The 22,279-nt window shown below is 41.9% G+C and carries 21 protein-coding genes and 2 tRNA genes; 15 read left to right on the top strand and 8 right to left on the bottom strand.

Annotated features, from left to right (window positions below; genetic code table 11):
* The first annotated feature begins 237 nt into the window (after positions 1-237).
* From hisF to G3T18_RS09305, 3 genes are all read left to right on the top strand, one after another.
* Entirely contained in the window at positions 238-1,008 is a 771-nt protein-coding gene (gene hisF, locus G3T18_RS09315) for an imidazole glycerol phosphate synthase subunit HisF (protein ID WP_224410274.1), read from the top strand.
* A 107-nt stretch (positions 1,009-1,115) separates the two neighbouring features.
* Positions 1,116-1,319 carry a hypothetical protein gene (locus tag G3T18_RS09310; protein WP_224410273.1) on the top strand — a complete coding sequence of 68 codons (204 nt, stop codon included), beginning with the start codon at positions 1,116-1,118 and terminating at the stop codon, positions 1,317-1,319.
* A 75-nt stretch (positions 1,320-1,394) separates the two neighbouring features.
* Positions 1,395-1,467, top strand: a tRNA-Ala gene (locus G3T18_RS09305).
* A gap of 21 nt (positions 1,468-1,488) precedes the next feature.
* Here the strand turns inward: G3T18_RS09305 and G3T18_RS25495 are convergent.
* The gene (locus G3T18_RS25495; protein ID WP_263480329.1) at positions 1,489-1,611 is read right to left on the bottom strand and encodes a hypothetical protein; all 123 of its coding nucleotides are present in this window, start codon (positions 1,609-1,611) and stop codon (positions 1,489-1,491) included.
* A 224-nt stretch (positions 1,612-1,835) separates the two neighbouring features.
* Between G3T18_RS25495 and G3T18_RS09300 the strand changes: the two genes are divergently transcribed.
* The 11 genes from G3T18_RS09300 to G3T18_RS09250 all read left to right on the top strand — a co-directional run bounded on the left by G3T18_RS09300 (position 1,836) and on the right by G3T18_RS09250 (position 12,326).
* Positions 1,836-2,048, top strand: coding sequence for a YgaP family membrane protein (locus tag G3T18_RS09300; protein WP_224410272.1), 213 nt, complete (start codon positions 1,836-1,838; stop codon positions 2,046-2,048).
* Between the two features lie 33 nt (positions 2,049-2,081).
* Complete coding sequence (gene petC, locus G3T18_RS09295) at positions 2,082-2,618, top strand: cytochrome b6-f complex iron-sulfur subunit (protein ID WP_224410271.1); 537 nt, start codon at positions 2,082-2,084, stop codon at positions 2,616-2,618.
* Positions 2,619-2,724: 106 nt separating this feature from the next.
* A complete protein-coding gene (locus tag G3T18_RS09290; RefSeq protein ID WP_224410270.1) occupies positions 2,725-3,156 on the top strand; it encodes a beta-lactamase hydrolase domain-containing protein in 432 nt (143 codons plus the stop codon).
* A 33-nt stretch (positions 3,157-3,189) separates the two neighbouring features.
* A complete protein-coding gene (locus G3T18_RS09285) occupies positions 3,190-3,573 on the top strand; it encodes a rhodanese-like domain-containing protein (protein ID WP_224410269.1) in 384 nt (127 codons plus the stop codon).
* A gap of 354 nt (positions 3,574-3,927) precedes the next feature.
* A complete protein-coding gene (locus G3T18_RS09280; protein ID WP_224410268.1) occupies positions 3,928-4,620 on the top strand; it encodes an MBL fold metallo-hydrolase in 693 nt (230 codons plus the stop codon).
* A 95-nt stretch (positions 4,621-4,715) separates the two neighbouring features.
* On the top strand, positions 4,716-5,249 hold the full coding sequence (locus G3T18_RS09275) for a rhodanese-like domain-containing protein (protein ID WP_224410267.1): 534 nt from the start codon (positions 4,716-4,718) through the stop codon (positions 5,247-5,249).
* Positions 5,250-5,572: 323 nt separating this feature from the next.
* The gene (locus tag G3T18_RS09270) at positions 5,573-6,358 is read left to right on the top strand and encodes a sulfite exporter TauE/SafE family protein (RefSeq protein ID WP_224410266.1); all 786 of its coding nucleotides are present in this window, start codon (positions 5,573-5,575) and stop codon (positions 6,356-6,358) included.
* Positions 6,359-6,570: 212 nt separating this feature from the next.
* Positions 6,571-8,730, top strand: a complete 2,160-nt coding sequence (gene ppk1, locus G3T18_RS09265; protein WP_224410265.1) for a polyphosphate kinase 1 — start codon at positions 6,571-6,573, stop codon at positions 8,728-8,730.
* A gap of 199 nt (positions 8,731-8,929) precedes the next feature.
* Positions 8,930-9,526 (top strand): Uma2 family endonuclease, encoded by a 597-nt coding sequence (locus G3T18_RS09260; RefSeq protein WP_224410264.1) that lies wholly within the window; start codon positions 8,930-8,932, stop codon positions 9,524-9,526.
* A gap of 126 nt (positions 9,527-9,652) precedes the next feature.
* Positions 9,653-10,942: a glucose-1-phosphate adenylyltransferase gene (locus G3T18_RS09255; RefSeq protein ID WP_224410263.1), complete on the top strand. Its 1,290-nt coding sequence runs from the start codon at positions 9,653-9,655 to the stop codon at positions 10,940-10,942.
* Positions 10,943-11,324: 382 nt separating this feature from the next.
* A complete protein-coding gene (locus G3T18_RS09250; protein WP_224410262.1) occupies positions 11,325-12,326 on the top strand; it encodes a DnaJ C-terminal domain-containing protein in 1,002 nt (333 codons plus the stop codon).
* Between the two features lie 121 nt (positions 12,327-12,447).
* On the opposite strand, the gene G3T18_RS09245 is transcribed toward G3T18_RS09250, so the two are convergent.
* From G3T18_RS09245 to G3T18_RS09235, 3 genes are all read right to left on the bottom strand, one after another.
* A complete protein-coding gene (locus G3T18_RS09245; protein ID WP_224410261.1) occupies positions 12,448-12,687 on the bottom strand; it encodes a hypothetical protein in 240 nt (79 codons plus the stop codon).
* 91 nt (positions 12,688-12,778) lie between these two features.
* On the bottom strand, positions 12,779-13,321 hold the full coding sequence (locus G3T18_RS09240) for a peroxiredoxin family protein (RefSeq protein WP_224410260.1): 543 nt from the start codon (positions 13,319-13,321) through the stop codon (positions 12,779-12,781).
* Positions 13,322-13,519: 198 nt separating this feature from the next.
* On the bottom strand, positions 13,520-14,119 hold the full coding sequence (locus G3T18_RS09235) for a peroxiredoxin (RefSeq protein ID WP_224410259.1): 600 nt from the start codon (positions 14,117-14,119) through the stop codon (positions 13,520-13,522).
* Positions 14,120-14,321: 202 nt separating this feature from the next.
* Between G3T18_RS09235 and G3T18_RS09230 the strand changes: the two genes are divergently transcribed.
* Complete coding sequence (locus G3T18_RS09230) at positions 14,322-16,337, top strand: amylo-alpha-1,6-glucosidase (protein WP_224410258.1); 2,016 nt, start codon at positions 14,322-14,324, stop codon at positions 16,335-16,337.
* 8 nt (positions 16,338-16,345) lie between these two features.
* On the opposite strand, the gene G3T18_RS09225 is transcribed toward G3T18_RS09230, so the two are convergent.
* From G3T18_RS09225 to gshA, 4 genes are all read right to left on the bottom strand, one after another.
* Positions 16,346-16,418, bottom strand: a tRNA-Met gene (locus G3T18_RS09225).
* Between the two features lie 118 nt (positions 16,419-16,536).
* Positions 16,537-19,047, bottom strand: coding sequence for a peptidoglycan DD-metalloendopeptidase family protein (locus G3T18_RS09220; RefSeq protein ID WP_224410257.1), 2,511 nt, complete (start codon positions 19,045-19,047; stop codon positions 16,537-16,539).
* Positions 19,048-19,884: 837 nt separating this feature from the next.
* Positions 19,885-20,370: a tRNA (cytidine(34)-2'-O)-methyltransferase gene (locus G3T18_RS09215; protein ID WP_224410256.1), complete on the bottom strand. Its 486-nt coding sequence runs from the start codon at positions 20,368-20,370 to the stop codon at positions 19,885-19,887.
* A gap of 224 nt (positions 20,371-20,594) precedes the next feature.
* Positions 20,595-21,731: a glutamate--cysteine ligase gene (gene gshA, locus G3T18_RS09210; RefSeq protein WP_224410255.1), complete on the bottom strand. Its 1,137-nt coding sequence runs from the start codon at positions 21,729-21,731 to the stop codon at positions 20,595-20,597.
* Positions 21,732-22,279 lie beyond the last annotated feature (548 nt).

Genomic DNA, 22,279 nt, shown 5'->3' with positions numbered 1-22,279 from the left:
TTAGCTCTAGGGTCAATTTTATATCTTAGACTAGGAAGTCTGTATACTCTTGCCCAAAATAACATCTTGGCAGTTTGAGGGATTTTTTACTACTCTAGGCATCACAACCGCCAACTTTGGGGTAAATTATAGTTTGGCGTTAGATGCAAATTTAGCGATCAAAAATTCAAGATTGACTTGTTAGTTATCTTTTAGTCTTTCAATCTTCATAAATCAACCTCTTATCTTTAACCTGTTATGTTAGCCAAACGAATTTTACCTTGTCTGGATGTTAATGCTGGACGAGTTGTCAAGGGAGTCAATTTTGTTAATCTTCAAGATGCTGGCGATCCAGTGGAATTAGCACGAGCTTATAATGAAGCGGGTGCTGATGAGTTGGTCTTTCTCGATATCACCGCCACTCACGAAGACCGAGATATTATTCTTGATGTAGTTTACCGTACTGCTGAACAAGTATTTATTCCTCTAACTGTGGGGGGAGGAATTCAAAACTTAGAAAATATTAAAAATTTGTTAAGAGCGGGTGCAGACAAAGTTAGTATCAATTCGGCAGCAGTACGAAATCCTGATTTTGTCAATAGTGCTAGCGATCGCTTTGGGCAACAATGTATTGTGGTGGCTATCGACGCGAAAAGGCGAGCTAATCCAAGTAATCCTGGCTGGGATGTTTATGTTCGCGGTGGAAGAGAAAATACTGGTTTAGATGCTCTGAAATGGGCGAAAGAGGTCGAGCAACGTGGCGCGGGGGAACTTCTCGTTACCAGTATGGATGCTGACGGGACTCAAGCAGGTTACGATCTAGAATTAACTAGCGCGATCTCCTCACAAGTTGAAATTCCGGTCATTGCTTCTGGAGGTGCGGGAACTACTCAACACATTTATCAAGCACTGACTACAGGTAAAGCCGAGGCAGCACTTTTGGCTTCCCTCCTACATTACGGGCAATTGAGCATTGCCGAAATTAAGTCTTATCTGAGTCAAAAAGAAGTGCCAGTGCGATCGCTGTAATTTCCCTTCTACAGACAAAACTGGTAGATGCACGAGTCGAAAAATGTGGCATCTACCTGAATAGTAATGTGTATTAGAATAGAAACAAATGTTACGATTCTTAAAATATGTTGATTGGTATTCTAATTTTTGACGTAGCTTTAGTCGCCTGGTCCCTACATCTGATGCAGGAGGCTTTCGATCAACAAGAATTCTCTCTGATGCTGGCTGGCACTTTAGTCGCCCTCTCCGCCGCCGCAATGCTCGTTGTTTACTTCCTCATGGGCAACTGTATGAGTTATCTTACCCAAACTTCACAACTGCCTTACTAAAAATTTACTTTAAAACCTTGACAAAAGGATATATTTTAAGCGATAATGACAAATGCGCGATAAAAAAGCGCACGCGGGGGTATAGCTCAGTTGGTAGAGCGCCTCAATGGCATTGAGGAAGTCAGCGGTTCAAATCCGCTTACCTCCATAAAAAACTTTTCGCGTATTTTCACCGAAGAAGATTTTTTCTCGTTTCACGATCGCATCGGGTTACGGTTTCTTCCTCTTCGAGGGCGATCGCTAAAACACATAAACCCACCTCAATCCAGCGCAATCTGCCAGATTTGAGCAAGTTTCGACTAAGACTTCGATAATTCCTCTGCTTTCTCCAACTCATTCCGTTAAATATTGGCTTGACTATTTAACTATTTAGTAATATACTTAAGAAAAGTTCACGAAAAACCCTCCACCGAGAAACAGTTTCCGAGATTGCCAAGCCTTCATCTCTCAATTGTGCAATCCGGCGAAGTTTCGGAGGCAGAAAAATTTTCTTAACTATCAACAAGAGGAATCATCATGTTTAGGAATGTTGGCAGCCTAGATCGAATCATGCGTTTAATTTTAGCCGCAGCACTGCTTTACGCAGGTTTAAATATTTATCGAGACACCGCCCTAGGAATCGGATTAGATATCGCTTCAGCTTTATTTATTTTCAGCGCCGCGATCGGATTTTGTGGCATTTATCGCCTCCTAGGTATCAGAACCAACAAATCGCAAAATCCCCAATAATACCTAAGTTTAACTCAAAATCAAGGAAAAAAAATGGAAAACAACCTTCCCCTAGAAAGTCCCTCTCTATCCCGTCGGCAGTTATTGAACTTTCTCACCGGAGCAGTCGTCGCCACCACTGCCGGAGGCATCCTTTATCCCCTAGCAAAATACTTTATTCCCCCCAAAGAAACTGGCGAAGGGGGAGCAACGATCGCCAAAGATATCTTAGGAAATCCCATTCCCGCTTCTCAAATTTTAGCCGAACCCCCAGGAACCCGTGCCTTAATCGCCGGATTAGCAGGCGAACCCACTTACTTAACCGTAACCCAAGATAGCACCCTCGACAGCAAAGGAATTGTCAACAACTGCACCCATTTAGGCTGCACCTTTCCTTGGAACGAAATCGACCAACAATTTCAATGTCCCTGTCATGGTTCCCTTTATGACGCTAATGGTTCCGTCTTACGCGGACCTGCACCTTTACCACTCAAATTAGTTCAGATTGCTGTCCAGGGAGAAAACGCGATTTGGATTTCTCCCTGGACAGAAATTGACCCCAGAACCGGAAAAACTCCTTGGTGGGTTTAAAGCCTAAGTTCCACCTCAACCTAAACGTTACTAAATCCCTGCCAATCCTTAATCTTCAATTACCCTTACAACCAAACATCGCTCGATAATTCACAGGAGATAATAAATGTTTCAAAGCGTCAGCGAATCCCTAGCAATCGGTAATCTTAATTCCCGCGAAAAACTCAGCGAAATTGCCCAACAAGGCTACCGGACAATTGTTGATTTATGTACTCCTCCCGAAGGAAACCAACTTAATCCAGAAGAAGTTACTCAACTTGGGTTTGATTATCTCAGTATCCCGGTTTTCCCCAAAAACTTAAAACCAGAAACATTGCAAACCTTTATCCAAGCTGTTGATTCTGCATCCCAACCAATTTATATTCGATGTGCATCTGGTTTGCGAGCGGGAATGATGGCATTATTAACTATCGCGGAAAAACAAGCTTGGACAGAACAGCAATATCTCGAACAATGGGAGGCTTTAGGATTAGAAAATAAACCTAACAGTCCTTTAGCAAGCTTTGTTCAAGAGTATTTCCAGGCTCAAAGTAGCTAGAATTTAGTGAAGCAACAATTAAACGAGGTTTTGATGACATCTACTTTTTCTGAACTAAAATCTCAGGCGATCGATTTATCGCCCCTGGAATTTATGCAGTTATCTAATCCACCTTTGCTGATTGATGTTCGCAGTAAGTTAGAGTATGCCACAAGTCACGCTCCTAATGCTGTTAATCTTAGTTTGCCGCGAATTTTGTTCGGGAAAATTCCTGGGCTTCGTAACTGGTTTTTACCACAATGGTTTCGAGATTTATCTAAAGAACAACCCCTGGCGGTTATTTGTTTGACAGCACATCGGAGTCCGGTGGCGGCAAAGCTTCTCATTCAAGAAGGATTTGAAGAAGTTTTTAATATTACTGGTGGCATGAGGGAATGGCAAAAATTGAACCTAGAGACTAATAAATCAGTCAGTTGACAATAGCATTTATGAAATTTAGGCTCATTTTTCTTAAGTTTTTTCTCCCCCCTAAATTTCATAAATCTGGGGGGATTAACTCTTAAGAGGTTAAGCAATTGAAACTAGGTGTATATTCAACGACAATCAGATTTCAATACAAAGCAGTCTAATCAAAAAAAGCTGGGAAAAAGCTACATTATAGGACTTTTATCCCGTTTAAGTTATCCTCTCTAGTTTTTTCTCTGAGAAAATTTTGCTTGGTCTTGTCAAATCTGTAAGTTTCATATTATTATATAACCATACAGTTAAAAACCAGCCGGCGATCGCAGATACCCTAAAGCCATTAACAATCTTCCACAAGGAGCCACAGATATGCTTTTCCGCCAATTATATGACAACGAAACCAGCACTTATACTTATTTAATTGCCGACGAAAAGACCAAAGAAGCAATTTTAGTCGATCCCGTCATCGAGCAAGTAGAGCGAGACTTAAAACTAATTCAAGAATTAGGGTTAAAGTTAAAAGCTTGCTTAGAAACCCACATTCACGCCGATCATATTACCGGAACAGGTAAACTACGCTCACTCACAGATTGCGAAGGAATCGTCCCAGAAAACGCCCAAGCAGCTTGCGCTAACCGCTTTATTCAAGACAAGGAAATTTACCAACTAGGAGAGATTGAGATTAAAGCGATCGCCACTTTAGGACATACCGACAGCCATATGTCTTACCTAATTAATAATGACCGAGTATTAACTGGAGACTCTTTATTTATTCGTGGTTGTGGACGTACCGATTTCCAAAGCGGTAATTCCGGATTAATGTACGACCATGTTACCCAAAAATTATTTACCTTACCAGACGAAACCTTAGTCTATCCAGGTCATGATTACCGAGGACATACTGTTTCTACAATTGGCGAAGAAAAGCAATTAAATCCCCGCTTTGTTGGTAAAGATCGGGCTAGCTTTATCGAACAAATGAATAACCTTAACCTTCCCGATCCTAAAAAAATAGCCGAAGCCGTACCAGCTAATCAACAATGTGGAAATGTAGCTGCCTAAATTCCTGACAGTAACTGAAATTGAAACAAAAATTGTTAGGTTTGATTGTCAATTTATTGATTGATTTTCCAGAGTAAACATTCCCCGACATTGATATGGCAAAAATTCTCCAAGACCGATTAAAAATCATCGATCCCGCTACTCTCAAAACTTTGCTAGACAACGATCGAGTCAATTTAATTGATGTTCGAGAACCTTCCGAACACGCTCGCGAACACATCCCCGGTTCAATTCTTATCCCCTTATCCACTTTCGAGCCTCAAGCAATTCCAGTTAACAATAAAAAATTAGTTTTGCACTGCCAAAGTGGAAATCGTTCCTCACAAGCAGCACAAAAATTATTCGCGGCTGGCGTTGAAGAAGTAACTCATTTAGAGGGAGGATTAAATGCTTGGAAGCAACAGGGTTATTTTACAAAAATAAATAAAAAAGCCCCAATTAGTATTATGCGCCAGGTACAAATTATTGCTGGAAGTTTAATCTTAACTGGCACATTACTGTCATTAATTTCGCCCTGGTTTCTCCTCTTAACTGGCTTTGTTGGTTCTGGTTTACTTTTTGCAGGCATTAGCAACATTTGTGCAATGGCAAGATTGCTAGCAAAAATGCCTTGGAACCAACAATTTTAAGCTAGATAATTTTGGCAAATAAAGTCAAAAATTATCACTTCTCTCATTTGATAGCATTTAGCAACTTTCCCTATTTCCTCTTCCGTTCGGACAATCCTATCTCAGTCATGAGGACAAATTGGCGTTCTCAGGAGGATTTTTTTGTCTAAAAATCTCAGCCACAAAACGCAAAAATGGTTTTGATGACTGATTGAGGATTATGTTGAAAAATTAGCTTAATCAATTAGGGTTGTATCGATTAAATATTGATTTCTAAAGAGCATTTTTTAGTTAATTTTCAGCTTAAGCAATCGAACTAAATTTTCGGAGTTAATAGCAAAACAATGACTTGGATTATCGGACACATTTTAGCAGCTTGTATTGGCATTAGCCTAGGCTTAATAGGTGGTGGAGGTTCGATTTTAGCAGCGCCAGTATTAATTTATGTGATGCAAATACCAGCTAAATCAGCTTTTGCGATGACGTTAGTTATTGTTGGTGCTGTTAGCCTTGTTGGAGTCATTCCTCATTGGCGACAAAAAAATGTTAATTTGAGAACTGCTGCCTTATTTTCTCCTACGGCAATGTTAGGTGCTTACTTAGGCGCTCGCGTGGCATCTTTGCCGATTGTTACACCAAATATTCAGTTAATTTGCTTTGGAATAATGATGCTGATAGCATCTATTTCTATGATTCGCAAAAGCTCTAAGAAACTCGACAAATTTGACAAGTTGGGCGAAGTAAAATATGAAGATAAAAAACACAGCGATCGCTATCAATGGCTATTTATCGCCGTGGAAGGCTTAGGAGTAGGAATGCTCACCGGATTTGTCGGTATTGGTGGTGGTTTTTTAGTAATCCCAGCGCTAGTATTACTAGGAAATACTCCCATGAAAGAAGCGATCGGTACATCTTTGATTATTTTAGCTCTGAAAGCAGTTACCGGATTTGCTGGATATTTTGGTCATGTAGAAATATATTGGAATTTACTAATATCTTTTAGTGCTGTTGCTAGTGTAGGGATTTTATTGGGAGCCTATTTAACTAAATTTATCCAGGCTAAAGATTTAGAAAAAGGTTTTGGTTATTTTGTTTTAGCCGTAGCAATATTTATCTTGATTAAAAGATAGTTAAGATGAGTTGATCTTTGAAGAACTCAATCTTACTAGTTAGTGTCTTGAGTAGTCCAGCATATTCTCCCCAAAAATCCATATTTGGAAGAGAGTATCTGTAGCGATCGCTGCCTGCTCGGATTTTCTGATTATAATTAATCCTACCCGGTAAAGAAAATGGTAAAATTCTTTCTGGTAAAGGGTTAGATGACGAGAGCTTTCAGAAAATCATGGCAAAGTCGAAAACAACTACAGCGACAGAGATAAATCTCAACGATCCAGAATATTACTTTAACCGCGAAGTTAGTTGGCTGGAATTTAACGATCGCGTTTTGCATGAAGCTCTCGACGATCGCACCCCCCTGTTAGAGCGACTCAAATTTATGGCAATTTTTAGCTCTAACTTGGACGAATTTTTTATGGTGAGAGTTGCAGGTTTAAAGCAGCAAGTAGCCGCAGGTGTAAGTAAACTAACTCCCGATGGTCGCACACCCACCGAACAACTCGAAGCGATCGCCTCTCGCTTGCGTCCAATGGTACAACAACAAGACGAACATTTTGAGCAAGCTTTAAGACCTAAATTAGCTGAAGCAGGAGTACATTTAATTAATTATGTAGACCTCAATTCCGAACAACGTAGTTACTTACAAGACATTTTTGAAAAACAGATTTTTCCGGTTCTCACACCTTTAGCAGTTGACCCTTCGCACCCGTTTCCTTATATTTCTAATTTAAGTCTTAATTTAGCAGTAGTTGTCAAAGAACCAAACCGAGAAGAAGACTTATTTGCTCGGATCAAAGTCCCGAAAGTTTTACCTCGCTTTGTAGCTCTCCCGCCAGAATTACGCAAGCAACCAAAAGGCAATTTTTCCATTTGGACAGCAGTTCCTTTAGAACAAGTAATTGCACATAATTTAGAATCTTTATTTCCCGGAATGAATGTTCAAGAATATTATGCTTTCCGGATCGTTCGCAATGCTGATTTAGCTGTAGAAGAAGATGAAGCTGACGATTTAATGTTAGCGATCGAACAAGAATTACGCAAACGGAGAATCGGCGGTTCCGCAGTACGCATGGAAATTCAAAGTTCGACACCAGAAAACGTGCGTTCGATGTTAATGCGGGAAATGGGTTTAGAAGAAATTGATGTTTATGACATTGATGGTTTGTTGGGTTTAGGAGATTTAATGTCCTTTATGGATTTACCTCTTCCCCAACTCAAATACCCGTCTTTAATTCAAGCTGTTCCCTTAAGATTGCAACGGTTTAATGATGCTAGTTTGAGTAATAATAAACCCGAATTAGAACAGGGAGAAGACTTTTTTGAAGTCATCAGACATAAAGATTTACTCGTTCATCATCCCTATCATTCTTTTTCGCGAACAGTACAACATTTTATCACCCAAGCAGCCCACGATCCCCATGTTTTAGCTATCAAAATGACCTTGTATCGAACATCGGGAGATTCACCAATTGTCAAAGCTTTAATTTCTGCTGCTGAAAATGGTAAACAAGTAGCAGTTTTAGTTGAATTAAAAGCCCGTTTTGACGAAGAAAATAATATTGTTTGGGCGCGAACTTTAGAACAAGCTGGCGTTCACGTAGTTTATGGTTTAGTTGGCTTAAAAACCCATACGAAAGTAACTTTAGTTGTGCGTCAAGAAGGAAGTGAAATTCGCCGCTATGTTCATATCGGAACCGGAAATTATAATCCCAAAACAGCGAAAATTTATACAGATTTAGGAATTTTAAGCTGTCGCGAGGATTTAGGTGCAGATTTAACCGACTTGTTTAATTATTTAACAGGTTATTCACGACAAAGATCCTATCGCAAACTGTTAGTCTCACCTGTAAGTTTACGCGATCGCATGACCGCCATGATTCGCCGCGAGATGGAATACGGCAGTAAAGGTCGCATTGTTGCTAAAATGAATTCTTTAGTAGACCAGAAAATTATTGCTACTCTTTATGAAGCCTCTCAAGTAGGTGTAAAAATTGATTTAATTGTTCGAGGAATTTGCTGTTTGCGTCCCGGAGTTGAAAAAGTTAGTGAAAATATTCGGGTAGTTAGTATTATTGGTCGTTTATTAGAACATTCCCGGATTTATTACTTTCAAAACGGTGGTAATGAAGAAGTTTATATCGGTAGCGCCGACTGGATGCCGCGTAATTTAGATCGTCGAGTAGAAGCAGTTACTCCTATAGAAGATTCCGAAATTACTAAAGATTTGCAAGAAATTTTAGGGGTTATGCTTTCCGATAATCGTCAAGCTTGGGAATTACAAGCTGATGGTAGTTATATCCAAAGAAAGCCACCCGCAGATGATAAAGCTGATAGCGCCCAAGAAAATTTGTTGGAGATGGCATTACAATCAGCAGGGATGATGTAAATTAGCGATTGCAATTAGGATAGATGAGGAAGCATCAATAAACTCACCGAAGGTTATCTTGTTAAGTTTAAGAAAAATTATTTAACAAAATTATTGAGCGTAGCGATCGCTTAACCGTCTAATTTCCAGTATGCCAGTCGCCAGCGACAAGACTAAAATCCTACAATAATCTCATCACCGCAAAAGCCAAATTTGAACAATGGAAACTGTTACCCTCAACGTACCCGATACCGTCGCGCTTACCGACGAGCAATTTTATTACCTTTGCGTCGCTAACGAAGAGTGGCGGATGGAACTATCGGCTGAAGGAGAATTAATTATCATGTCCCCAACAGGTGGAGAAAGTGGGATTAGAAATGCTAGCTTAATTGGCGATATCATTATCTGGAATCGTCAAACTAATCTCGGCTACGTTTTTGACTCCTCAACTATATTTCGCTTACCCAACGGCGCAAAAAGATCCCCTGATGTATCCTGGGTAAAACGCGATCGCTGGGAAGCCTTATCTCCCCAAGACAAAAAACGCTTTCCACCCCTATGTCCTGATTTTCTCATCGAACTGCGATCCGAGAGCGATCGGCTACCCCAACTACAAACCAAAATGCAAGAATACCTCACCAACGGTTGCCGTCTCGGTTGGTTAATCGATCCTCTCACACCCCAAATTGAAATATATCGCCCTTCTCAGCCCGTCGAAACCCTAACCTTTTCCACAGCAGCAACTCCACCCACCCTTGACGGAGAAACTGTCTTACCCGGATTAAACCTCGATCTGAGCTTTATTTTCAACCTCTAACAACCCCACAAATAACCACCACTCCTCCCCTCCTTAACTAAAATACCTCCAGAGTTTCTTGCCCAGATGTACCCATAGAGTCATAAACTTAACTTGTGAGTTCACTGGCAGTCGAGAGGTTTTCTCGTGAAAAAAGTATTAAGCATTATTCTCGGAGGCGGCGCTGGAACCCGTCTTTATCCCTTAACCAAAGTACGGGCAAAACCAGCAGTATCCCTTGCCGGAAAATATCGTCTCATTGATATTCCCGTAAGTAATTGCATCAACTCCGAAATTTACAAAATCTATGTCCTAACCCAATTTAACTCTGCATCTCTCAATCGCCATATTGCCCGCACCTACAACTTTTCCGGCTTAATCGATGGTTTCGTTGAAGTCTTAGCCGCCCAAAAAACCAGTGCCAATACAGAATGGTTTCAAGGTACTGCTGATGCGGTACGCCAATATCTTTGGTTGATGAAAGAATGGGATATTGACGAATATTTGATTCTCTCCGGCGACCATCTTTACCGCATGGACTACCGCCACTTCGTGCAACATCACCGCGATACCGGAGCAGATATTACTCTCTCTTTAGTGCCAATTGATGAAAAACGAGCTTCTAGCTTTGGTTTGGTCAAAATTGACAATAACGGCAGGGTAATTGACTTTAGCGAAAAACCCAAAGGCGACGCTCTCAAAGAAATGGCTGTAGATACTACTGTTTTGGGACTCTCTCCCGAACAAGCCAAAAAAACACCTTACATCGCCTCAATGGGTATCTACGTCTTCAAGAAAGAAGTCTTGGAAAAACTGCTGGAAGAAAATTCCGAACAAACAGATTTTGGTAAAGAAGTAATTCCTGCTTATGCTGACAAATATAACGTTCAAGCATACTTATTTAAGGATTACTGGGAAGATATCGGGACAATTGAAGCTTTCTATGATGCTAACTTGGCATTAACAATGCAACCGCAGCCACCGTTTAGCTTCTATGATGAAACTGCTCCGATCTATACTCGTCCCCGTTATTTACCTCCAACCAAACTGTTAAACTGTAACGTCACTGAATCAATTATTGGTGAAGGATGTATTCTCAAAGAATGTCAAATTAGTCACTCAGTTTTGGGCATACGCAGTCGGGTTGAAGCTAATTGCAAAATCGAAGATAGTTTACTTATGGGTGCTGATTTTTATGAGCCTTTTGCCGAACGGCAGTCCGGCTTACAAAATGGCAACGTACCAGTAGGAATTGGTGCAGGTAGCACAATTCGCCGTGCGATTATCGATAAAAATGCTCGCATCGGTCGCAAAGTTTTGATTTTAAATAAAGACCGCGTGGAAGAAGCCGATCGCGAAAGTGAGGGTTTCTATATTAAAAATGGCATTGTTGTCGTTCTCAAGAATGCGATGATTCCAGATGACACGGTGATTTAGTGACTGGATACTCTACGCCAGTTAAAAATAGAAAATAATTCTTGGGGAAGATACTGTCTACAGTCTTCCCTTTCTTGGCTTAAATTCAAGAGGAAAATTTTTCTTGACAATTAAATTAAGCTATGATTATTAAAAAAAACTAAACAGTTACAGCAATATCAGCCTTTTGCGGTTTCTGCGTCAAATACGGAATACCTCACTCACTCTTGTAGCTCGATACTAAGACTTAATCCTCTAGGTACGGATATTGCGCTGAGAGCCTCTCGTAAGAACCGAACTCAACCTACTTAGCCACTCTGATATCTTAAATTTGAGGTAAAAGCTTCAAACTACTAAATTTATTAACTAATATTCAACTACTATTGAGGAGGCAAGGCGCGAGATGGCTTCTACTGACTTCAAAGACTATTACACCATTTTGGGGGTTAACAAAACCGCCAGTGGTGAGGAAATTAAAAAGAAATTTCGTAAACTAGCTTTAAAATATCACCCAGACCGTAACCCTGGAGACAAAAAAGCAGAAGCTCGTTTTAAAGAAATCAGCGAAGCCTACGAAGTCCTTTCTGACCCAGAAAAGCGTCGAAAATACGACCAGTTTGGTCAATATTGGAAACAAGCGGGACAGCAAACTTGGTCGCCGGGAACTGGGGTTAATACTGACTTTGGCGGCTTTGATTTTAGTCAATATGGCAGTTTTGACGAATTTATTAATGAGTTACTCGGTCGCTTTTCTACTCCGGGTGGTGGTACTCGTAGCCGAACTTATACCTCCTACAACACCTCAAATGGTGCTTCTGGATTTAATGATTTTGCCACAGGCTTTGGTGGCTATAGTCAACAAGCACCTGTAACGGATACGGAAGCGACAATTCGCTTGACATTTTCCGAAGCTTTTCGTGGGGTACAAAAACGCCTTAGTCTGGGTAGTGAAACGATTGAGGTTCGCATTCCTCCTGGTGCTAAACAAGGTAGCCGCATTCGCGTTCGGGGTAAAGGTGCAGTTGACCCCTACACGGGTATTCGCCGCGATTTATACTTGAATGTGGAACTTATCCCTCACTCTTTCTTCCAGTTTGAAGGAGATAATTTGGTTTGTGAAGTGCCAATTTCTCCTGACGAAGCAGTCTTAGGGGCAGCGATTGAAGTGCCGACACCGGATGGTAAAGTAACTGTTAGAGTTCCGGCTGGGGTTCGTTCTGGTCAATCGCTACGATTGCGTGGTAAAGGTTGGTCTAAACCTAAAGGAGGAAGAGGCGATCAATTGGTAAAAATAGCGATCGCTACTCCTAAAGATATCACTCCTACGGAAAGAGAATACTATGAGAAAATCCGCGCAGCCCGCAGTTACAACCCCCGCAGCCACTTATCTCATGTTAGTCTCTAGCATCCAGCCCGAAAAAAATTCTCCTAATTTACTGTAGAGACGTTGTCGGCAACGTCTCTACAGAGTTAGGATCTAAAGAAAAATTTGGTTGGTAGAGTACCAAATTCTTCATCAATTAAACTTAACTTTCTGCTTCGCCTTTCATCAATGCAGTTGCGGCTGCTTGAAGAGAGGCATAGTCTGTTTCTGGATGTCCATTCACATAGCATTTACCATCCTGAGATTCGCAAATTGTGCCTGCTTTTTGTCCGTCTGAACGCACTACTTCTAAAACCTGTTGCATATTTTGGGCTTCAAAACCTTTGAGAACTCTATCCCAATCCTGACGGTTAATTGCACGAATCCTAATCGTTTCTTCCATTGCTGTTTTTTACTCAAACAAAGAGGTAATTTCTAAGGTTATTTTAATTGCATTTTCTTGTTTGGAGTTAATTTTAAAGCTACAGGACAATCTAGATATCTGCCAGCACTTTTAACAGTTTTTCTACGCCCGCATTAGCATCTAGAAACGAAAATAAATGTTTAAAACGCAGTCTGCCTTCGCGATCGAGGATAAACTGTGCTGGTAAGGGGGCGCCTAATGCTTGTCCTGTCTCGTAAGTACTGAAAACATCACAGCTAGGATTACTTAATAAAGGCATTTTCATCCCTAAATCTTTAATTACTTGCTGGGTTTGTTGTTTGTCGGTGCTGGTAATCATTAAAACTTCTGCCCCTTGTTCTGTAAACCGCTCGTAATTCTCGCTTAATTCTTTAATGTGAGGATAACAAAGAGGGCAATACTGTTTTTCGGTAAAAATGCGCGTAAACGCTAGTAATACAGGCTGTTGACCTTGATATTCTGATAATCTCACAACCCGATTGTTAGTAATATCTGGTAAAACAATTTCTGGAGTTTTGCTTCCTAATTGTAAACGACTGGTTGCCGGAATTGGGATGAAATTGCGGAGAAAACGACCGTTGATTAAGCCTCGCAAATCGGTGGAAGTTAGCATGAGTATTTTTATTTGTTAACTACTACAGATTAATTTACTTAGAAAATATAATTATCAGATTAGCCCCAGCATCCACAATTTAATTTTTGATTAATGATTGATTAATCTTATGCTTGGAAGTTGGGGCTTGAAGGCAAGATCTGCCAGAAATTGCTGATAAATTTAGCAGTTGCCCACGGCAACTGCTGAAATCCATCTTTAGACAGATGCAAAGTAAACTTTGGACTTGACAGGATCGGGAACCATTGTTTTGTCACCTGGTTGCCAACCTTGGGGACAAACTTCGTCTGGGTGCGCTTGCACGTACTGAATTGCTTTGAGGGTGCGCAAGGTTTCGTCAACGTTCCGACCGAAGGACAAATTATTGATGGTAGAGTGCTGGAGGATACCATCTTTGTCAACGAGGAAAAGTCCTCGCAGGGCAACACCTGCTTCTGGGTCGAGAACGTTATAAGCGGTGCTGATTTCTTTCTTGATGTCAGAAACTAAGGGATAGTTTAAGTCGCCGACTCCACCATTTTTGCGATCGGTTTGAATCCAAGCTAGGTGAGAAAATTCACTGTCTACGGAAACACCAAGAATTTGAGTGTTGACCTCTTCAAATTCTTTGGCGCGATCGCTAAAAGCTGTGATTTCTGTGGGGCAAACGAAGGTAAAGTCGAGGGGATAGAAAAATAACACTACATACTTACCGCGATAGTCAGATAATTTAATTGTTTTAAACTCCTGATCGACTACGGCGGTAGCTGTAAAGTCGGGAGCTTGTTGACCTACTCTTAAGCATCCTTCGTTAGTCATTTGTTCTCCTTATACTTTTTGCTCAACTACATAGTTTGGTTTTACTGTTTCCAGTTGCCTTTGCATCCCAAGCAGTTTCTTGCACTAGGATGCTAATGGCTCTTAGAACCAGGTTTAACCATTACTTTACGAACTGTTACAACTATATCATACTCATAACGATTTTGAGTAGCTTTAGCCACTTGATAACTTTTTACCAGCTATGGATAGCTTAGATACTAGAGAATGGTTGCTGACAAATGGATTGGGAAGTTTCGCGAGCGGGACTGTATGTGAGGCAAAGACTCGTAAGTACCACGGTTGGTTAATTGCGGCGCTCGACCCACCCGGAAAGCGTACTCTGTTACTGTCTCATCTGGATGCCAGTTTAGAAGTAGCAGGTAAAGTAATCGCTTTAGGGACAAATTTCTGGCTTTCCGGCGAAAATCAAGAAGATTATGCGATTAATCCCGAAGGTTACCAACTACTGCGATCGTTTGGGATTGACCCCGTCCCAACTTGGATTTGGGGTCAAGATAATTGGCAACTAACTCGACGTTTAGTTATGCCTCATGGATTATCAACAAGCGAGACAGACAGCGAAACAGAATTTAGCAACCGAATTCTCATTCAATACCGTTATCAAGGAAGCCAACCAGCTATTTTGTGGTTGCGTCCCTTAATTGGCGATCGCAATTTTCATCACCAGCAATTAGCCTCTTGCGAAATCCAGTTTTCCCAGTTAATTGCTCCCCAACAAATTGTCCTCCAAAGCTTACACCAAAACCATCCGGGAACCCCCTGGCAGCTACGCTGGAGTAAAGGTCAATATTATTCCGATCCCATCTGGTACTGGAATTACTACTACCCAGAAGAACATCGACGCGGTGAGGGCGCAAAAGAAGACCTTTACAGCCCAGGCTATTTACAGATCGGCTTACAACCCCAAGAAAGCTTAATCCTCGAAGCGAGAACCGGATGGCTGCAAAATCTACCACCTTTATCCCCAGAAATATTTTCTCAAACTCTCCGAGCAGAAGAGAAACGCCTCAGCCAAATTTTCCCCAGTAATTACTCACATAACTCAATTTCCCAACGATTACTACAATCTAGCGATCGATTTGTAGCTTACCGCACCTCACTAGATAGTCCGACGATTATAGCTGGTTATCCCTGGTTTGATGATTGGGGTAGAGATACTTTAATCGCCCTTCCTGGATTAGCTTTAGCTACCAAACGCTATCGCCTTGCTAAAGGTTTGTTGAAAACTTTTGGTTGCTATTGTCGAGATGGCATTATTCCCAATACTTTTCCCGATGCCGAGGGCGAACCCATTTACAATAGCATTGACGCTTCTCTGTGGTGGATCGAAATTCTCGGACTCTACTTGGAAGCTACAGCAGATTGGGCTTTCCTTAAAGAACAATATCCGGTAGTACGGAAAATTTATAAAGCTTTTCGCAGTGGTACTCGCTACAATATTCACGTTGATGCCTCTGACGGATTATTAACTTGGGATGCGCCTAATGTTGCTCTCACTTGGATGGATGCGATCGTGAATGGGGAACCGATTACGCCACGTCGAGGAAAAACTGTCGAAATTAATGCTTTGTGGTATTCGGCTTTATGCTGGGCAAATCAGTGGGCGACTCGCTTACTTCGAGAACGCGATACTGATTCGGAACGCTTGGAGAAAGAAATCTCTACTTATACACAACAAGCAAAAAAAGTCAAGGCTTCGTTGCAAAAGTTTTGGTATCCCCAGATCGGTTATTTGTCTGACGCGATCGAGCCCGACGATCGCTTGAATACTCAGATTCGTCCGAATGGAATTATTGCCTTATCCTTGCATCACTGTGGCTTTTACCCGGAACAAGGGCGAAAAGCGATAAATCTAGCACGAGAGCGCTTATTAACTCCTTACGGTTTACGCAGCCTCGATCCAGGCGATCCGGAATATGTGGGTTCCTACCTTAATTCTTCAGAATGGCGCGATCGCGCTTACCATCAAGGTACTGTCTGGAGTTGGCTCATCGGACCTTTTATCCGCAGTTGGGAGCGATTTTATCCCGAACAACCCCTTCCCTTCGATTGGCAACCTTTACTGACTCACTTCGAGGAGCAAGCTTGTCTGGGTTCAGTTTCCGAAATCTTTGATGGAGATCCGCCCCATGCACCCCAAGGCGCGATCGCGCAAGCTTGGTCTGTCGCCGAGATCCTCCGCCATTATTTAGCTTAGAGCGAAAATGGCTCAGGTCGGATTTGAACCAACGACACCAGGCTTATGAGTCCCGTGCTCTAACCCCTGAGCTACTGAGCCAATATTTTTTGCACGTTTTTTATCTTAACACAATTGAACCGGTTTTTGGCAAGGCAGAAAAAATAATTTTCAAACCGAGGGAGCCGGATGGCTCCCCAAAAATTCAGTCAGTAGAAACTTAATTTCGTTTCGGCAAGAAAGCCATGGGGTTAACTGCCCCACGTCCGCTTGGATGGACTTCAAAGTGTAAGTGAGGTCCAGTGCTGTAGCCAGTGCTACCCATTTCCGCAATTAGCTGACCTTGAGTTACATTTTGACCGCGACGAACAATAATTTTGCTGTTATGAGCATAGCGAGTCAAACTGCCATCAGGGTGTTTAACTTCTACCAAGTTGCCATAACCGCCCGAATTCCAACCAGCAGTTACCACTTCACCAGGTGCAGAAGCGACAATTGGAGTACCTACAGGTCCGGCAATATCGATACCCTTGTGCATTCGTCCCCAACGCATACCGTAGCCAGAAGTCAGTACCCCTTTAGCGGGCCAAATATGACCGTTAAAGCGAGCGGGACTATCTGGGAGATATTCTTCTGGTGGAGAGAGAGGAGGTAAATCTGGAGATACCATTTCTCCCACCGGGATTTGCAGCATGGGGTTATATTCTTCTACTGGTGCGGGAGCAACTGCTACCAGTTCTCGATCGCGACTAGCAACGGTTTGTTCGGGAATATTTTCTTCTGATGCTACCTCTGGTTCAACCTCAGTCACTAGCTCAGGTTCATTTTGGTCAACCACTAGCTCAGGTTGTTCCTGGTTAAAGACTAATTCAGGTTGAGTTGGTGAGGTAGTACGAGAACCTTCATTCGCAGTTAACTCAGCTTGTGATGAGTTAGTGCGATCGCTTTGCCACTCTGGATTAACCTGAGTCGAACTAGCCACATTGTTATTAGTAGCTGGTGGCTCCACAGATATATTAACCGCTGTGGTTCCTGGCTCTACTTGTTGTTGCGCTTGATATTCCTGACGCATTCTCAGGATATCAGCCTTTAATTTTTCTACCGAGGCATGAGACTCTGAATATGTTTGAACCTCAACAGAAGGCAGATGAGCAGCCAAAGAAGGAGAACTATTATTTGTATTTCCCGCAGGATTATTTCCTTGTTGTCGGTTACTTACTGTTGAAGAGGAATCAGATAGAGGTTCAGTGGGTACTATAGTGCTGAAATTATTTGCCGATTGGGACGATCTCGCTTTTGGTTCGTCTGGAATCGGAGTCAGACCCGGAATTATCGCAACGTTTTCTCGATCTTGATTGCGAGCAGTGGTAGCTCGTGGAATTCTTAATTGCTGATCGACCTTAATCAGGTGAGGATTAGTAAGATTGTTTTCTTGAATTAGTTCTGCGGCGGATAATCCATGACGGCGAGCGATCGCGTTGAGAGTATCTCCTGGTCGAACTTGATAAACTGTTGGTTCTCCTGCCAATACTACTGGTGGAGTTACTTCGTTCTGGCGAAATGACTGTACTGCCGCCGTTTGTTGTGGTTCGACAACTAATTCTGGAATGGTGACACTTTCAGTTTCGTTTTGTTGTGGTTTAGTTGTCGGTTTTTCCGGCGATGGGATTGTACTAACAACCGGACTCTGGGAGTTATTTGAATTAGCTGTTTCTGGTGGTTGAGAACTTTCTCTGGCTGTAGTTTCCGGTGATTCTACGGGAATAGATACTGAATCGAGCTCTTGCTTAGCTACTTTTTCTTCTGCTGTTGGTGTTTCGCTAGCTGTCGATTCTGGTAACTCAACTTGGATTGGTATCGAGACGCTTGCTTCGTTATTTCCTGGCGTCGGAACGGGAATCAGCACTGGTTCCGAAGATTCTGTCGCCGCGATACTTTGAGCTAAATTGCTTGCTTGTATTGGCTTAGCAGTTTCCGTCCCTTGTGACTCTTCCTCCGCTTTCGCACCTTTTTCCGGCTTTTCAAATTGCAGTTGGTTGAGTCTGTCATCTAAGCGCTCTTGCTGCCTAGTTAAATTATTGACAGCGACTTGTTGTCTATTTTCCGACAACTCATTTTCTTGTCCGGGAATCGCGACCGTTCCACCTGTTGGTAAAGATTCCGACGCTGAGACTTCCTTAGTTGGCTGTACTTGAGTTGGCTCTCCAGCAGAAGAACCAGACAAGCTTTCCACAGGGATTTCCAGCTTTTGACTTGTGGACAAATTCGAGTTTGACGAAATTTGATTAGAAGTCGCGATCGCTGCTGGTTCCACTTTGTAGTTCTGCGACACCTGCCAAAGGGTTTCTCCTTTTTGCACCTGGTGTTTTACCACTGGTACGGTTGGCTGAATCGCTTCTGAGCCTAGTTGCGTGCTTGGAGATGGCGATATAGCTACTCTAGCTGACTGAGATGGGCTGGTATCAGCAGTTTCCTGTCTGAGATTTAAGTTTGTGAGGCTTCCATCGGCAGCGATCGCTTCATCGCCGACTTTCGGCAGCAATATCCCGGTTGCGCCCATTGAGATAGCTAGCCCAATCATCGCTGCCGAAGTCCTAGCGCGACGCTGTCCTTCGTTGACTGCTATTTGGGCGACCAGATGCTCTTTTGCACTTGGTTTTGCTAGTGCCTCACAGTAATTTACTGGACAGGAAGTAACAGGTTTGGCCTTCTGAATATTTTCGCGTTTCAAAAACGACCTCCTAGTGTGTGACGAGCAATTGACTGTCCGTTAGTGACGATGCTCTTTTGGCTAGTCAGTGACTCAACTCACTTTATCATAGTGATTTGGATCGTTGACTGTAAATATATATCAAGTAACCTAGGCAAGATTACCTTGGTTTTTCAATTTAGACAAGTCTTTTGGTCTGAATAATTTATTCTCCCAATCGGTAGTTAGAAATTTTTCCACTTTCAGTTTTGAGCGGAAAGCATCGATTAAATCCCTGTTCTAGCAAGGTTTGCGGTAATTTACGCGCTCGCTGAAATTTAGATACTAACGGGTTCTACTTTCCTCCGGAAGATAACTAAATCTTATTAGTACGCGCTCGCTTCTGCTAATCATCACTCTAAGCGTGGAAAGCTGAGGAGATGCACCGATTTTTTTTTACTAGCAGCATACGCTAGATTGCACTCTAAGTCCGTTCTTATCTTAGTAGCAACCGTATTATTACTGATTTTAGTTTAGATTGAGGTTTTCAGTCATACCTGCTGATTGTTAGGTAACTAACTTTTATCTCATTTGATGTCAGAATCCTTTTGATGTCAAGGTTTTCACTTAATAAATCTCTCTCTAGAAGTGAGAGAGCATTTTTTTTTCGTTTGTTAATAGAAATTTCTTATCAATTTTCCGCTTATTTGTAGCTTAATTAACCGATTTTTTCTCCCGCTCTAACTTTCCGATCCTCTTTTTTTTTATATATCTATATATAAATAGAGCGCTGATAGCCAAACAACTCACCAACTGAATAATCGGGAATTGAGATAGCGCTCGACGCCGTAAAAGACAGACAAGATCGTCAAGGCAAATTCAATCTAGTGAAGAATTAGCAACTGATTTGAGATAACCTAACTGTCGTCTTGCTTCAAATAAACCCACAGCAGCACTCACAGAAAGATTTAAACTGCGTACTTTTGGTTGAGTCATGGGAATATACAGCGTTTCGTCACAAAATTCCAAGACGACTGAAGCTAAACCTGTAGTTTCACTACCAAATAACAACCAGTCGTCAGCTTGGAATTTAAACTGCGCATAACAGTTTTTACCCCTAACGCTGAAACCAATTAACCTACCACCGTGACGCTGATGAAAAGCTTTGAAGTCTAACCAATTCTCGTGACAGTGTAAATTAACATAAGGCCAATAATCTAAACCTGCTCGTTTCAGGTAGCGATCGCTAATCTCAAATCCTAACGGTCCCACTAAATGTAACTCTGTTCCTGTCGCCGCGCAAGTCCGCGCAATATTTCCTGTATTTGGCGGTATTTGCGGCTCAACCAACACAACCCGAACCATAATTCAATAGTTATATATTGTCAATTACTAATTTTTAGTTTCAGTTTATCTATAGATTTTTCTAATCATACTCGAAATTTTCCCATTGATTAAATTTTGTAATCAGTTTCAAGGGGACTGGGGACTGGGGACTGGGGATTGGGAGACAAGGGGAAATTAGAAGACAAACTGCTCACTGTTCACTGATAACTGGTAACTATTTCATGCGGCTACGTGCTCACTGTCTAAGCTACCAACATCTGACACAACTTGTCTTCTAAATCTATTTCCTGCTGGTGGATAGCTTGAATTGCTTGGATAATAACTTCCTCAACGTCTAACCCCATTTCCTGCTGCTTTAACCATTGCTGGGCTGTATTTCCCTGACGCAAAATTTTCTTCACGGGGGAAAGAAAACAGCTAAAACCACCTGTTTTTGCTATTTGCCAGACTTCAGGATAAAGTTGTTCTATCCAGTCTCTTGCTAAAATTTCTCGACCATCTTGCCAATGTCGCAGCGACGCATCGAGACTAGATTTAGCGGCTGCTTCTTCGTTGGCATCGGTGAGGGTTACTAAGTCTTCTGGAGAAATGCTACTTTGTTCTAAGGGATCGAGTGTAGGATCGTTCATTAGTTGCAGCAGTCGCGCTTCGAGGAAAGCGGTTATGGCTAATAAGGCGATCGGATCTACTACTAAGTCGCAAATTCTTAGTTCGAGTCTGTTGAGATTATAAGGGCGGCGCGATCCATTTGGTCGAACTGATGACCACAAATGGCGCACGTTTTTCATTGTTCCTAATGCTAGCTGTTCGTTTGTCCAACGGATGAAGTGGGTGTGATTTTCAAAGAGGGGTACGTGGGTGGGGGTTTTCGGGAAGACTGCCCAACGGGTAGAATGATATCCGGTTGGTTTGCTGTCTAAGAAGGGAGATGAGGCGCTTAAGGCTAAGTATAATGGTGCTTCTACTCTAATTAGACGACAAGCTTTGATCAGGGTTTCGGGGTCGGAAATGCCGATGTTGATGTGAACGCTGGCGGTGACTACTTTGGTGTGGTAGGTTTGTTCGATGTAGTCATGATAAGGGTTGTTGGGGTCGGAACGATAAAAGTTTTTGCTGTCTCCTAGGGATAAGGTACTTCCTGGGATGAGGGTATAATTTCCGATTTTACTTAAGTATTTTCTCAGTTCTTGTCTTGGTCGCAGCAAGGCGCACAGTAGGCGATCGTAGCAGTGGCAGGGTGCGGTGGTATATTCTACGTTACGGGTGTCTGGTTCTCGCACGAAGCCGTTTAAGTCTCTGACGATGCGATCGCTAAGTCCAATTATTTCGCCAGATGGTGTTCCTGTGTAAATTTCTATTTCAAAGCCTTTGGACAGCACTGTGGTTTTCTCCTGTGGTTGCTGCTAGCAGTTCTCGTCTGCTCGATATTATCATTATCACTAAAAAATGCCAGTCTACCTCTATCAGTAGTTTGGCATGATTTTTACTTGTTTGCCTACTTAACATTGTCTCTGTTTGGCGTTGCTGGGTTTTACCTCATCGCTTCTCTTTTTCCTTCTGTCTGGAAATGGCGAAAATTAAAGATATTATTTTTTGTTTACTTTTTCTTTAATTAAAGATATAATGTTTTAAGGGAGAGTATAACCTTTTGTATAAAAATTTGCTTATGCTACCATTATGAAGAATCTCATTTTAATCAGAGCAGCATCGCCGCAATTTGACAATACCTAAAAAATCGCTTTTTGAGGACAATTATTTGCTGATTACCAGAAAAACTGGGTTTAAAGCCTCGCCCTTTAGCGGAGCGGAGGGCGACTTTTTAGAAGTGTAGTACCAAGGAAATATTTGTGGTAAAATTTCTCCAAACAGAAGGAGGTGATTTTAATTGTTTGGCTGTCAACAAAATCTGATTAAAAACTCAGAACAA

The organism is Oscillatoria salina IIICB1 (assembly GCF_020144665.1).
Lineage (GTDB): Bacteria > Cyanobacteriota > Cyanobacteriia > Cyanobacteriales > SIO1D9 > IIICB1.
This window is presented reverse-complemented; position numbering and strand designations above follow the sequence as displayed.

Bases quoted from the DNA above. Each gene is read 5' to 3' on its own strand.
- hisF (WP_224410274.1), top strand. From the start codon at position 238: ATGTTAGCCAAACGAATTTTACCTTGTCTGGATGTTAATGCTGGACGA.
- G3T18_RS09310 (WP_224410273.1), top strand. From the start codon at position 1,116: ATGTTGATTGGTATTCTAATTTTTGACGTAGCTTTAGTCGCCTGGTCC.
- G3T18_RS09300 (WP_224410272.1), top strand. From the start codon at position 1,836: ATGTTTAGGAATGTTGGCAGCCTAGATCGAATCATGCGTTTAATTTTA.
- petC (WP_224410271.1), top strand. From the start codon at position 2,082: ATGGAAAACAACCTTCCCCTAGAAAGTCCCTCTCTATCCCGTCGGCAG.
- G3T18_RS09290 (WP_224410270.1), top strand. From the start codon at position 2,725: ATGTTTCAAAGCGTCAGCGAATCCCTAGCAATCGGTAATCTTAATTCC.
- G3T18_RS09285 (WP_224410269.1), top strand. From the start codon at position 3,190: ATGACATCTACTTTTTCTGAACTAAAATCTCAGGCGATCGATTTATCG.
- G3T18_RS09280 (WP_224410268.1), top strand. From the start codon at position 3,928: ATGCTTTTCCGCCAATTATATGACAACGAAACCAGCACTTATACTTAT.
- G3T18_RS09275 (WP_224410267.1), top strand. From the start codon at position 4,716: ATGGCAAAAATTCTCCAAGACCGATTAAAAATCATCGATCCCGCTACT.
- G3T18_RS09270 (WP_224410266.1), top strand. From the start codon at position 5,573: ATGACTTGGATTATCGGACACATTTTAGCAGCTTGTATTGGCATTAGC.
- ppk1 (WP_224410265.1), top strand. From the start codon at position 6,571: ATGGCAAAGTCGAAAACAACTACAGCGACAGAGATAAATCTCAACGAT.
- G3T18_RS09260 (WP_224410264.1), top strand. From the start codon at position 8,930: ATGGAAACTGTTACCCTCAACGTACCCGATACCGTCGCGCTTACCGAC.
- G3T18_RS09250 (WP_224410262.1), top strand. From the start codon at position 11,325: ATGGCTTCTACTGACTTCAAAGACTATTACACCATTTTGGGGGTTAAC.
- G3T18_RS09245 (WP_224410261.1), bottom strand. From the start codon at position 12,687: ATGGAAGAAACGATTAGGATTCGTGCAATTAACCGTCAGGATTGGGAT.
- G3T18_RS09240 (WP_224410260.1), bottom strand. From the start codon at position 13,321: ATGCTAACTTCCACCGATTTGCGAGGCTTAATCAACGGTCGTTTTCTC.
- G3T18_RS09235 (WP_224410259.1), bottom strand. From the start codon at position 14,119: ATGACTAACGAAGGATGCTTAAGAGTAGGTCAACAAGCTCCCGACTTT.
- G3T18_RS09230 (WP_224410258.1), top strand. From the start codon at position 14,322: ATGGATAGCTTAGATACTAGAGAATGGTTGCTGACAAATGGATTGGGA.
- G3T18_RS09215 (WP_224410256.1), bottom strand. From the start codon at position 20,370: ATGGTTCGGGTTGTGTTGGTTGAGCCGCAAATACCGCCAAATACAGGA.